The organism is Micromonospora sp. NPDC049529 (assembly GCF_055586685.1).
Window position 1 is genome coordinate 1578 of record NZ_JBVJHT010000006.1, and the last position, 12114, is coordinate 13691.

The 12114-nt window shown below is 69.5% G+C and carries 12 protein-coding genes; 7 read left to right on the forward strand and 5 right to left on the reverse strand.

What is annotated here, in order from left to right; all coding sequences use genetic code 11:
- Nucleotides 1-138: 138 nt before the first annotated feature.
- Complete coding sequence (locus tag ACZ6QQ_RS11460) at nt 139-807, reverse strand: NADPH-dependent F420 reductase (protein ID WP_465875881.1); 669 nt, start codon at nt 805-807, stop codon at nt 139-141.
- A 266-nt stretch (nt 808-1073) separates the two neighbouring features.
- On the opposite strand from ACZ6QQ_RS11460, the gene ACZ6QQ_RS11465 reads away from it, so the two are divergent.
- The 5 genes from ACZ6QQ_RS11465 to ACZ6QQ_RS11485 all read left to right on the forward strand — a co-directional run bounded on the left by ACZ6QQ_RS11465 (nt 1074) and on the right by ACZ6QQ_RS11485 (nt 8709).
- Complete coding sequence (locus tag ACZ6QQ_RS11465; RefSeq protein WP_465875882.1) at nt 1074-2009, forward strand: ABC transporter permease; 936 nt, start codon at nt 1074-1076, stop codon at nt 2007-2009.
- 66 nt (nt 2010-2075) lie between these two features.
- The gene (locus tag ACZ6QQ_RS11470) at nt 2076-3077 is read left to right on the forward strand and encodes an ABC transporter substrate-binding protein (protein WP_465875883.1); all 1002 of its coding nucleotides are present in this window, start codon (nt 2076-2078) and stop codon (nt 3075-3077) included.
- 7 nt (nt 3078-3084) lie between these two features.
- A complete protein-coding gene (locus ACZ6QQ_RS11475; protein WP_465875884.1) occupies nt 3085-3882 on the forward strand; it encodes an ABC transporter ATP-binding protein in 798 nt (265 codons plus the stop codon).
- A gap of 116 nt (nt 3883-3998) precedes the next feature.
- Entirely contained in the window at nt 3999-5084 is a 1086-nt protein-coding gene (locus ACZ6QQ_RS11480) for a purine-cytosine permease family protein (protein ID WP_465875885.1), read from the forward strand.
- A gap of 175 nt (nt 5085-5259) precedes the next feature.
- The gene (locus tag ACZ6QQ_RS11485) at nt 5260-8709 is read left to right on the forward strand and encodes a ThuA domain-containing protein (RefSeq protein ID WP_465875886.1); all 3450 of its coding nucleotides are present in this window, start codon (nt 5260-5262) and stop codon (nt 8707-8709) included.
- Between the two features lie 113 nt (nt 8710-8822).
- On the opposite strand, the gene ACZ6QQ_RS11490 is transcribed toward ACZ6QQ_RS11485, so the two are convergent.
- Both ACZ6QQ_RS11490 and ACZ6QQ_RS11495 read right to left on the reverse strand, forming a co-directional pair.
- Nucleotides 8823-9839, reverse strand: coding sequence for a CU044_5270 family protein (locus ACZ6QQ_RS11490; RefSeq protein ID WP_465875887.1), 1017 nt, complete (start codon nt 9837-9839; stop codon nt 8823-8825).
- Nucleotides 9832-10305, reverse strand: coding sequence for an RNA polymerase sigma factor (locus tag ACZ6QQ_RS11495; protein ID WP_465875888.1), 474 nt, complete (start codon nt 10303-10305; stop codon nt 9832-9834). The genes ACZ6QQ_RS11490 and ACZ6QQ_RS11495 overlap by 8 nt, the downstream gene beginning before the upstream one ends.
- Before the next feature lie 12 nt (nt 10306-10317).
- Here ACZ6QQ_RS11495 and ACZ6QQ_RS11500 point away from each other — a divergent pair, with 12 nt between their 5' ends.
- Nucleotides 10318-10575: a hypothetical protein gene (locus ACZ6QQ_RS11500; protein ID WP_465875889.1), complete on the forward strand. Its 258-nt coding sequence runs from the start codon at nt 10318-10320 to the stop codon at nt 10573-10575.
- 171 nt (nt 10576-10746) lie between these two features.
- Complete coding sequence (locus ACZ6QQ_RS11505) at nt 10747-11346, forward strand: hypothetical protein (protein WP_465875890.1); 600 nt, start codon at nt 10747-10749, stop codon at nt 11344-11346.
- A 23-nt stretch (nt 11347-11369) separates the two neighbouring features.
- Here ACZ6QQ_RS11505 and ACZ6QQ_RS11510 read toward each other — a convergent pair whose 3' ends face one another.
- Together ACZ6QQ_RS11510 and ACZ6QQ_RS11515 are read right to left on the reverse strand one after the other, a co-directional pair.
- On the reverse strand, nt 11370-11756 hold the full coding sequence (locus ACZ6QQ_RS11510; protein ID WP_465875891.1) for a hypothetical protein: 387 nt from the start codon (nt 11754-11756) through the stop codon (nt 11370-11372).
- Nucleotides 11753-12013 (reverse strand): hypothetical protein, encoded by a 261-nt coding sequence (locus ACZ6QQ_RS11515; protein ID WP_465875892.1) that lies wholly within the window; start codon nt 12011-12013, stop codon nt 11753-11755. The genes ACZ6QQ_RS11510 and ACZ6QQ_RS11515 overlap by 4 nt, the downstream gene beginning before the upstream one ends.
- Between the last annotated feature and the right edge of the window lie 101 nt (nt 12014-12114).

Consider the following 12114-nt stretch of genomic DNA (forward strand, 5'->3'; position numbering starts at 1 on the left):
TCCCTCTTTTTTTTTTTCTTTTCCTCTTTCCGCTTCCTTCTCCCCCTTCCCCCCCCCCCCCCCCCCCCCCCCCCACCCCCCCCCTCTCCCCCCCCCCCCCCCCCCCCCCCCCCCCACGACGGAGTCAGGCGAAGGGAGTCAGGCGAGCAGGGCGCGGAGCGCGTCGGCGTCGACGGTTACGCCGGGCACCTGCCAGAAGTCGGGCTTGCCACCGGCGTACGCGTCGCCGTACGCCTTGCTGCCGGGCGCGAAGCGGCGGCCCTCGGCGAGCGGGCCGGCGTCGACGGTGTCGTAGCCGATCGCGTCGAAGAACGCGGTCACGGTCGCCTTGGCCGCCGGGTCGTCACCGGCGATGGCCAGGGCGCTGCGGTCGGCGGCACCGACCGGTCGGGCCAGCGACTGGAGGTGGACGTAGTAGATGTTGTTGAAGCCCTTGACCACCCTGGACGACGGCAGGTGCTGTTGCAGCAGCTCGCTGCTGGTGGTCGAGTCGTCGTCGAGTTCCGCGATCCGCCCGTCGCGGTCCGGGTAGTAGTTGTTCGTGTCGATCACGACCTTGCCCGCCAGCGGCTCCACCGGCACGCTGCGGTAGGCCTTCAGCGGGATGGTCACCACCACCAGGTCTCCGGCCTCGGCAGCCTCGGCCGGTGTCGCCGCGCGCGCCCCGGGTCCGAGTTCGTCGACGAGCGCCTGGAGCGTCTCGGGACCGCGCGAGTTGCTCAGCACCACGTCGTAGCCGGCGGCGACCGCCAGCCGCGCGACGGTCCCGCCGATGTTTCCGCTGCCGATCAGTCCAACAGTTGTCATGTCTGCCCCCAACCGCCGGTCGGTCGGTCGCATTCCCCACATTGGAGTGTCACGTGGGCGCCACGCCGGGCGATCCGTGGCGACGGGATCCACACCACCGGAATCGATAACGATCGTATCGATGATCGTTATGGGAAAGCCCTTGCCCAAAGCGGTACAGGGCTTCTACTGTCCCGAGAAAGCGCTTGCCCGCCCCGAGCGCCCGTACCCGCATCGGCCCTTCCGACCACCCTGCCGGGACACCCGACCACCGAGGAGGAGTGCCCGTGTCCGACCGCACCCTCGACAACGGGACCGACGTCGCCACCCCGGTCCAGCCGACGACGACGGCCGAGCGCCCGGCCGGGCCCACCGGTCGTACCGGCACCCACTCGTCGCCGGTACGCCGCCCGCGTGCCAGCCGCAGCCTCGGCAGCCGCCTCGGTCGGCTGGCCGACGCGCTCTGGCGCCCCGCCCTCCTACTCGCCGCGCTCTTCGCCGTCTGGTGGTTCGTCGCGGCCCGCGAGTACGTGCCCAACTACCTGGTGCCGACACCCGGCCAGGTCTGGACCACGATGGTCGACCAGTGGTCCTTCCTGCTGCGCAACACCTACGTCACGCTCTACGAGACGGTCATCGGCTTCGTGCTCGCCGCCCTGCTCGGGCTCGGCACCGCGATCCTGATCGCGTACTCGCCGACGTTGGAGAAGGCGCTCTACCCGATCGTGCTGTTCGCCCAGGTCATCCCGAAGATCGCGATCGCACCGCTGCTGGTGGTCTGGTTCGGGGTCGGCTTCACCCCGAAGATCGTGCTGGCCGTACTGATCGCCTTCTTCCCGGTGGTGATCTCCGGGGTGGCGGGACTGCGGTCGACCGACCCGGAGCTGATCGACCTCGCCGCGACGATGGGCGCCGGGCCGTGGAAGACGTTCCGCCGGATCCGGTTCCCGAACGCCCTGCCGCACCTGATGTCCGGCCTCAAGGTGGCGGTCACCCTCGCCGTGGTCGGCGCGGTGGTCGGCGAGTTCGTCGGCGCCGACGAGGGCCTCGGGTACGTGCTGCTGCTGGCCAACGGCAACCTCGACGCGGCCCTGCTCTTCGCCGACCTGTTCCTGATGTCGCTGATCGGCATCGTCCTGTTCGTCCTGGTCGAGGTCGCCGAGGCGCTGCTCATCCCCTGGCACGCCAGCCGCCGTTCCGCCGTACCGCTGACCACGTCCTGAATCCGGCCCACAGCTGCACCCACCACCACCGCACCGTCCCGCGACCCGCACAGGAGGCGCACCACCATGAGACGTCTCGCGTCCACCGCCACCGCGTTGCTGCTGCTCGGATCGGTAGCCGCCTGCGGCGGCGCCGACGAGCCAGCCACCACCGCCGACGGCCGCAAGCAGGTCACGCTCACCCTGAACTGGGTCCCGTACGGGGAGCACGCGCCGTTCTACTACGGGCTGAAGAACGGCTTCTACGAGGCCGAGGGGATCGAACTGGAGATCAAGCCCGGCGGCGGCTCGGGCAAGACCATCCAGGCGGTCGCCCAGCAGCAGACCGACTTCGGCTGGGCCGACACCCCGCCGCTGCTCAAGGCGATCGCCACCGGGATGAAGGTGAAGAGTGTCGGGGTGTTCCTCCAGAAGGGACCGACCTCGATCGAGTTCCTGGCCGACAAGGGCATCAGCAAGCCGGCCGACCTGAAGGGCAAGACGGTCGGCGGCACCCCCGGCGACGCCATCTACGCCACCTTCCCGGCCTGGCTGAAGGCGAACGGGCTCTCCGACAGCGACGTCAAGGTGGTCAACCTGGACGCCGCCGGCAAGGTCGCCGCACTCGCCGAGGGCCGGGTCGACGCCATCCAGGGCTTCTTCCACGACCAGGCCCCGACGATCGAGGCGAAGACCGGCAAGAAGGTCGACTACCTGCTCTACGCCGACTGGGGCATGAACATGCTCGGCACCGGTGTGGTGGTCAACGACGCCACCCTGGGCAGGGACCCGGAGCTGGTGAAGGCGTTCGTCCGGGCCACCCAGAAGTCGTGGGCCGAGGCGGCGAAGGACATCCCGGCGGCCACCGACGCGATGGTCGAGCTGGCGGAGAACGAGCCGGCCAAGGACGTACTGGTCAAGCAGTTGACGTTGGCCGTACCGCTGCTGGAGCTGACCGGGGGCGCACCGGGGGTGAACCCGCCGGCCAAGTGGACCGAGACGATCGACCTGATGACCCGGTACGCCGAACTCAAGGACGCCGGGGCGCCGGAGAAGTACTGGGACAGCAGCTACACCAGCCAGGGATGAGCCTTCGATGACCAGCGCCCCGAGCACCACCGCCACCGGCACGGCGGTCGAACTGACCGGGCTGACCGTACGGTTCCGGTCGAAGCGGTCGCAGACCACCGCTGTCGAGGACGTGACCCTGCGGGCGGAGCCCGGTGAGTTCGTCACCATCGTCGGCCCGTCCGGTTGCGGCAAGTCCACCCTGCTCAAGATCGTGGCCGGGTTGGTCCGGCCGACCAGCGGCCAGGTGTCGCTGCTCGGCCGGCCGGTCACCAAACCGCAGCGCGACATCGGCTTCGTGTTCCAGCGCGCGGCCCTGCTGGAGTGGCGCGGCGCCCGCCGCAACATCCTGCTCCAGGCCGAGATGCGCGGGCTGGACCGCCGCGAGTCCGCCCGCCGGGCCGACGAGCTGATCGAGCTGACCGGGTTGACCGGCTTCGAGGACGCGCTGCCGCACGAACTCTCCGGCGGCATGCAGCAACGGGTGGCGCTCTGCCGGGCGCTGCTGCACCAGCCCAGGGTGCTGCTGATGGACGAGCCGTTCGGGGCGCTCGACGCGCTCACCCGCGAGCAGCTCAACACCGAACTGAACCGGATCTGGCGGGAGACCGGCACCACCATCCTGCTGGTCACCCACTCCATCGCCGAGGCGGTCTTCCTCGGCACCCGGGTCGAGGTGATGAGTCCCCGGCCGGGCCGGATCGTCCGTACGCTCCCGGTCGACCTGCCGGCCGAGCGCAACTACGCGGCGGTGATGTCCGACCCCCGGTTCGACCGGTTGTCGACCGAGATCCGGGAGCTGCTGGGGGCGGGAGCCAACCACTGATCGCGCCGCTGGGCGGGGAGTCCGCCCGACTCGACCAGCCCCGACGGTGGACCTCCGCCGCCGGGGCCTGGCTCGGGCTGGGCGCCGCCCCGGCCGCCCTGATCCTGGGTGCGGGCATGGCCGAGCGGCACCACGGGGCGGTGCCCGTACTGGCGTTGGTGGGTGGGACGGCGCTGATGGCGCTGCTGCTGTTCGGGCAGGGCGCGCTCGGGGTCCGGCCACCGTACGGCGACGGCGGCACGCTGACCGAGGTGGCGCCCCGCTACCTGCCGCCGGCCGGGCGGGCCGTACTGAGCGTGGTGCTCGGCGTCGCCATGATCGGCTGGTTCGGCTTCAACGTCGGGCTGGGCGGGGCGTCGCTGTCCACGGTGCTCCGGTTGCCCGGACCGTTCGGGGCGCTGCTGTTGTCCGGGGCGGTGCTGGCGGTGTCGTACGCCTCGCCCCGGCTCGGCAACGGGATAGCGGTGGCCACCACCCTGGCGGCCCTCGGCCTGGTCGCGGTCTGCGTGGCCCAGCTGCGGCCGGCGTCCGCGCCGGTCACCCTGGACCCCGGCGGCTGGGCCACCGCCGCCGACATCGCCGCCATGACCGGGTACGTCTCCGTGTTCGCCCTGCGCGCCCCGGACTTCAGTCGGGGGCTGGCCGGCCGGCGGGACCTGGGCTGGTGTGTGTTGCTGCTGGTGGCACCGGCGGTGGCGGTCGGGGTGGCCGGGGCGGGGGTGTGGCTGCGTACCGGTTCGACCGACGTGGTGGCGGTGCTGGCCGGCACCACCGGGCTGGCCGCGTACGGCAATCTGTTCGTCACCGCCGCGGTGTTCGCACCGGCGCTGACCACGACGTACTCCGGGGCTCTGGCGCTGCGTGGCGGCTGGCCGGCGCTCTCCCCCACGGCCGGGATGCTGATCGTCGCGGTGCCCGGCGCGGTGCTCGCCGCCGCTCGGTTCGATCGGCTGCTGCTGCCCTGGCTGGCGGTGCTCGCCGCGACGCTGCCGCCGCTGATCGTGCCGATGGCGACCGAGGCGTGGCGGCGGCGGCGGGGGCACCGGGCCAGGATCGTGCCGGTCTGGACCTGGCTGCCGGCGGGCCTGGTGGCGACCGGGCTGACCGCCGGCGGGCTGACCGTCGCGGCGGTCACCGGGCTGGCGATCGCGGCGCTGGCCACGGCGGTCCACGTGCGACGCGACCGACCCCGGCCAGCATGATCGATTACCGCAATGCCAGAAAAGGCTTTCCCGATTGTTTGCCGGTACGCGAAAACGCCCGCACCCGGAGCCGGACCTTCACGCATTGACCATTTCGGATTGGTTACGTAGGCTTGATCCGTCGGCGGCAGGAAAGCGCTTTCCATTATCCGTCCCTATTACCGGGAGCGCCTGCATGAGACGCTTACGATCCATCCCGATCGCGCTACTCGCGATCACCGCCCTCGTCCTGACCATAACCCCGGCGCCCGCATCGGCAGCGGCCCGGTTCCGGGTACTGGTCTTCTCGAAGACGACGAACTTCTACCACGACTCGATCCCGGCCGGCGTCGCCGCGATCCAGCAGCTCGGGCTCACCCACGACTTCGAGGTCGAGGCCACCACCGACGCGACCGCGTTCACCGACGCCAACCTGGCCCGGTTCGACGCCCTGGTGTTCAACAACACCAACTCCACCCCGGCCGCCGGCGACCTGCTCAACGCCGCCCAGCGCACCGCCTTCCAGAACTTCATCCGCTCCGGCGGCGGCTGGGTCGGGCTGCACGCCGCGACCGCCAGCGAGCGCGACTGGGTCTGGTACGAGGGCCTGGTCGGCACCATCTTCGACTACCACCCGGACTTCGGCTCCACCGGCGGCGTCTTCCCCGGCCGGATCAAGGTGCTGGACAAGGCCCACCCGTCCACCCAGGGCCTGCCGGAACTCTGGGAGCGCAGCGAGGAATGGTACAACTGGAAGACCAACCCCACGAACAAGGTGCACACCCTCGCGCAGATCAAGGTCCGCGACGGGATCAACGGCCTCGACGAAGGCGTCGACCACGCCTATTCCTGGTGCCAGAACTATGACGGCGGTCGATCCTGGTACACCGCCGGCGGGCACGCCTCGTCGTCGTTCAGCGAGCCGCACTTCCTCAACCACCTGCGCGGCGGCATCGAATGGGCGGCCGGCGCGATCCCCGGCGACTGCGCCGCCACCAAGAGCAGCAACTTCCAGCGGGTGCCGCTGGTCAGCGCGGACCTGGCCGACCCGTTCGAACTGGCCGTGGCGGCCGACCGGCGGGTCTTCTACATCCAGCGCACCGGGGCGGTGCAGGTGATCAACCAGAGCACGCTCGGCGTCACCACCCTGGTCGACTTCGCCTACACCCCGGCCCAGACCAGCCAGTCCGACGGGTTGATCGGCATGACCCTGGACAACAACTTCGCCACCAACAACTGGATCTACCTACTGTGGTCGGACAAGACACTCAACCAGTTGAACCTGTCCCGGTTCACGGTCACCGGCAACTCGATCGCGCTGACCAGCGAGCGACGGCTGCTCACCATCCCCACCTGGCGAGGTGAAGGTCGCGCCAACTCGCACATGGGCGGCTCGCTCGCCATGGACAGGCAGGGCAACCTGTACGCGGCCATCGGCGACAACACCGACCCGTTCGACTCCAGCGGCTTCACCCCGATCGACGAGCGCGCCGGCCGCCGGGCCTGGGACGCGCAGGCCACCTCCGGCAACACCAACGACCTGCGGGGCAAGATCCTGCGCATCAGGCCGCAGACCGACGGTACGTACACCGTGCCGGCCGGCAACCTGTTCGCCCCCGGCACCGCGTTGACCCGCCCGGAGATCTACGCGATGGGCATGCGCAACCCGTTCCGGATCACCGTCGACCCGATCACGAACGCGGTGCTGGTCGCCGACTACGGACCCGATGCCACCGCCGCGAACCCGAACCGGGGACCGGACGGGATCGTCGAGTTCAACCGGATCACCACCGCCGGCAACTACGGCTGGCCGTACTGCGTCGGCAACAACATCCCGTACAACGACTACAACTTCGCGACCTCGACCTCCGGGGCGAAGTTCAACTGCGGGGCGTTGGTCAACAACTCGCCGAACAACACCGGCCTGACCAACCTGCCGGCCGCCCGCTCCGCGCTGGTCTGGTACGGCTACGGTGCCTCGGCCCAGTTCCCCGAGGTCGGCACCGGCGGCGGTGGCCCGATGGGCGGCCCGTCGTACGACTTCGACCCGGCCAACACCCGGACCACGAAGTTCCCCCAGTACTACGAGGGCAAGTGGATCGTCTACGAGCTGACCCGCAAGTGGTTCAAGACGATCTCCACGCACAGCACCGCGCAGACGTTCACCAACGCCCGGTTCGGCCCGACGGCCGTCGGCGACCTCCAGTCGATCAACGGCGTGCTCAACGACTTCTCCTGGATCCAGCCGTTCGAGGCGGAGTTCGGTCCGGACGGATCGCTGTACGTGATCGACTTCGGTGCCGGCACCGGCAGCGGCCGGGGCGGCACCAACGAGGGCGCCGGCATCTACCGGATCGACTACGTCGCCACCGGCCGACCGCCGGTCGCGAAGGCCAGCGCCAACCGGGACAGCGGCCCCACCCCGCTGACCGTGACCTTCTCCAGCGCCGGTTCGGCCTCCGGTGACGGCAACCCGATCAGCTACGCCTGGGATTTCGACGGCAACGGCAGCACCGACTCCACCGCCGCGAACCCGACGTACACGTACACCAACCGGGGTCGGTTCACCGCCCGGCTGACGGTGACCGGGACCGGTGGGCAGAGCGCGGTGGCGACCACCGAGGTCATCGCCGGCAACACCCGGCCGGTGGTCACCCTGAGCGTGCCGAACGGCGGCTTCTTCGAGTTCGGCGACCGGGTGCCGTACACGGTGACGGTCACCGACCCGGAGGAGGGCACGATCGACTGCTCGCGGGTGATCGTGCAGACCCAACTCGGTCACGACTCGCACGCCCACCCGCTGGACAACTACACCGGCTGCTCCGGGGTGGCGGTCACCGACAGCAGCGCCGGTGACGGGCACGGACCGGGCCAGAACCTGTTCACCCTGCTCACCGCCCAGTACACCGACAGCGGTGCGACCGGCGGGGTGCCGGCACTGGTCGGCTCGACCCTGGTCGAGTTGCAGGTGAAGCCGAAGGAGGCCGAACACTTCGACGCCGCCCACACCGGTATCCAGGTGCTCGACCGGACCACCGCCAAGGCCGGCAAACGCCTCGGCGACATCGACCACAACGAGTGGGTCAACTTCGGCCCGGTGAACCTCCAGGGGATCAGCTCGGTGACCGTCGGGGCCAGCTCCGGCAGCAGCGGCGGCACGGTCGAGTTCCGGTCCAGCTCGCCGACCGGACCGCTGCTCGGCACGGTGGCCGTACCGAGCAGCGGCGGCTGGGACAACGTCATCTCCCCCACCGCCAACCTGACCAACCCCGGCGGGACCATCACCCTCTACGCCGTCTTCGTCAACCCGGCGCAGGTCGGCGGCACGCCGGACCTGATGTCCGTGGACTGGTTGCGGTTCAACGGCACCGGCGTCAAACAGGAGAGCGGTACGACGGTGAGCATCACCGCCACCCCGACAAGTGGTACGGCACCACGGACGGTCACCTTCACCAGTAACGCGGTGGTCGCACCGGGGCGGACCATCACCGACTACTCGTGGGACTTCGGCAACAACGCCGCGGTCGTACACAGCGCCAACACCACTCACACGTTCAGCCGGCGGGGCACGTACACCGCCCGCCTCACGGTGACCGACTCCAGCGGCGCCACCACCTCCGCCCAGGTCATCATCACCGTCACCTAACCCTCTACGAGGTCAACAGCAGGGCACAAATGTAGAGAAAGAGTGGCTATCCCACCTTGGATAGCCACTCTTTCTCTACAAGTGCGGCCGGTTCTTCCAGGGATGAATGGGCGTCAGGTTGGGATGTGACTTTGGGGGACGAGCGTGCAGGTGATGAGGAGTCGGCTGGTGATCGTGCGTTCCAGCGGGACGTCGGGCACCGGCGACGGGGCCCTGGTCACCAGCGGCAGATCGAGAGCACCGCCGCCCTCTCCCACGAACCGGCCGGTGCGCTCGTCGAAGAGCAACTCGGTGACCTGCTCGCGCTCGACACGCCGAAGGGAGACGACCGGGCGACCGGCGATCTCGATCTGCACGGCGGTGAGCCCGCTGAGCCCAGCGAGCGCGCGGTACAGCGCGGTGCGGACCGCCGGTGGCAGCAGCGGGTCGGCGGTCGGGAGGAATTGGCGAACGGCCTCCCATATGCCCTTGTCGACGGACCAGTCACCGCGTACGGAGACGCTGCCGGACACCAGCGCAGCGCGCATCGCGTCCGGATCGGTCGGCAACCGGGCGATCCAGGCAGGGGTGGCCGAGGTCAGGTCCGTGTCCGGTGGGGGGATGTGACCGGCGGCCAGGTCAGCCCGACGCAGGTCCTGGATCGGGACGTCCATCCGGGTCTCGTACCCGCGCACCCGCAGCGGCACCATGCCCTCCGGATCCTGCCAGATCTCGTGCCGGTAGTGGAGCTTGATCACCGGGCTGTGCTCGAAGTTGGCGGTGACACCGTCGGCGCGCACGTAGAACACCTGACCGGGGCCGAGAGTGAGCGGAACCTGGTCGGCGGCTGCGGTGGCGAGCGCGTCGAACGCCGCGGCAACGTCGATGGTCGGCGCGGAGGCGGCCTGTTCGGCGACCGGGCGGCGCAGGTACGAGACCGTGCCCAGCACGACGACCAGGATCAGCGCGGCGGCGAGCGCCGGTACCCACCGCCGCGCCGTGGGCTGCCGCCGCACGGGGTTCCGGGTCGGTCGGGCGAGTCGGGTGTGCAACGCGGCCTGGGTACGGCGTCGCGACTCGTCGAGTTCGCCGGGCTCGACGGTCAGCAGGGAGCGCAGGACTCGCAGGTCCTCGTCGTCGTACTCAGGCATCGATGCTCCTGTCCTGGGTGGCCAGCGCCGCACGGACCTTGGCCCTGGCCCGGTGCAGCGTCGAACGAACCGAACCCACCGGCATCCCGGCCGCGTGGGCGATCTCCTCGTAGGTCAGCTCGGCGACGGCGTACAGCAGCAGCACGTCGCGCTGGCGCCGGGACAGTCCAGCCAGCGCACCCAGAACCCGACGGCCGCGCGCCGACTGGTCGACCCGCTCGACCGCCCGGTCAGCGTGGTCCTCGGTGGACGTCACGTTGGCGGGTAGCCGGGCCAGCGCCCGTAGCCGGCGGATCTCGGCGCGACGGTGCTCCCGCAGCAGATTGGTCGCGATCCCGAACAGCCACGCCCGGACACCGGGGCCGGTGTGCTCGTACCGATCGCGCTGCCGGTGCGCGACCAGGAACACCTGCGCGACGACGTCCTCGGCGTCAGCAGCGTCGACCCGGCCGCGGCAGTACCGCAACAGGTGTGTCGCATGCTCGGCGAACAACTGACCGGCGTCGACCGCCGGCGGTGTTTCCTGGTGCGTCATCACATCCATTCATGGCCGCAGCCGACTCTCGGGTTCCACGACCGGACCGAGCCCGCCGACTACACCACTACTACCAGCGGAGGTACCGCCAGCCCTGCCGTCCGGCTGACGGTGACCGACTCCAACAGCGCCACCATTCCCACCCAGGTGATCATTACCATCAGCCGATTTCCCAGCGTGAACCGCAAGACACAGTTGTAGAGAAAGCGTGGCTATCCCCTCGCGGATTGCCACTCTTTCTCTACAACTGTGGCGCAACCTCGACAGTGATCATGGCACGGCGACACGGTGGTTCATCGTCTACTTCGGACGAGCGAAAATGGACTAGGTTCGGGCTGACCAATCGTTGACCGGTACGAGGAAGGCGGCCAGGTGGCTACCCAGGAGCAGGATCTGCGGGCCGCGAACAGGGACAGGACCATCGCGGCGGCGCTGATCTCCGCGCTGGCGGTGGTTGTCTCCGGGCTTCTCAGTTTCCTGGCAATCAAGTATCAAGCGGATCGTCAGGGTCAGCCGATGCCCGCAACCGGAGTGGCTTCGTCAGCCGTGCAGGGTCAACCAGGCAGCCAGCCTCCCTCGCAGACGGCAAACCCGACGCCCCAGGCGATGCCCACGACGGGCGTCGCGCAGGCGCCCACACCGGTGTTTCCCGCCAGTTTTGCGGGCTCCTGGGAAGGGATTCTCCAGGAGACGGGAGCCCCCGGCCGATCCTGGCTCATCCGCGCAAGAATCACGGCGGGTATCCGCGAGGCGGTTGTCGAATATCCCGGGTTCTGCACCGGCATCTGGTCGGTGGCGGTGGTGAGTGGGTCAACATTACAGACGAGAGAGCAGATCACGAATGCCCGGCGGTTCTGCGACAACCCCTCGACGGTCATCCTGACGGCGCAACCCAACGGTGATCTTCACCTGCGGTACATGCCTGATATTGGCACCTATCAGGCATCGGCAGTGATGCGCCGCGAGTCCTGACACTGCTCCGAAAGCAATACGGCTCAGATGGGGATGACGGGAAGCTGGTCCTCGTCGTCTCCGTACGCCTTCGGCTCCCCGGTCAGGACGTAGGCGGTGTGCGCAGCGGCGTCTGCCATGGCTGCGGCGAGGTCGACGCGGCCGAGGATCCGGGTCCATTCGGCGAGAACGCGCCACTCGTCTTCGGGGGTGGTGGTGACGGTGGCGCAGACGTGTTGGGTGAGAAGCAGCAGTCGCGGTGTCTGGTCGTCGTCGGCGAGGCGACTGGCCTCGGCCAGACACACGGCGGGGATGGCGAACCGTCCGCCTTCGTCGACCACCTCGGCGATGGTTTCACCGACCGCGATCGAGGTACGGGCGTAGGCGAGGATGGCCGAGGTGTCCAGGACCAGGCGGATCGCCCCGGTCACGGCGTTGTCCGGCCTACCCCGCGCACCTTGTCCCATCCCGAGGCGGTCATTCTGCCTCGGGCAGTGTCCAACCGCTGCCGAGCCTCACGGCGGCCCTCCTCGCTGAGGTGGAAGCCGTGGGCGGCGAGCATGGTGGTTGTCTGCTCGCGGTGCATGCGTTCCCGGACAGCCTCGGCCACGAACGCGGAGGCGTTCGGTTCGGCTGCGAGGCGTGCCGCGACGTCGTCCGGGAGGCTGACGGTCACCCGCTGGGTCATACTCGGAGCGTATCTGATTCATACCCCGACTGAACAGGAGAAACACTGGCCAGCACCGCGATGCCGGCCGGGACGTGGCCGGCGGGCAGCCGACCGCGGGC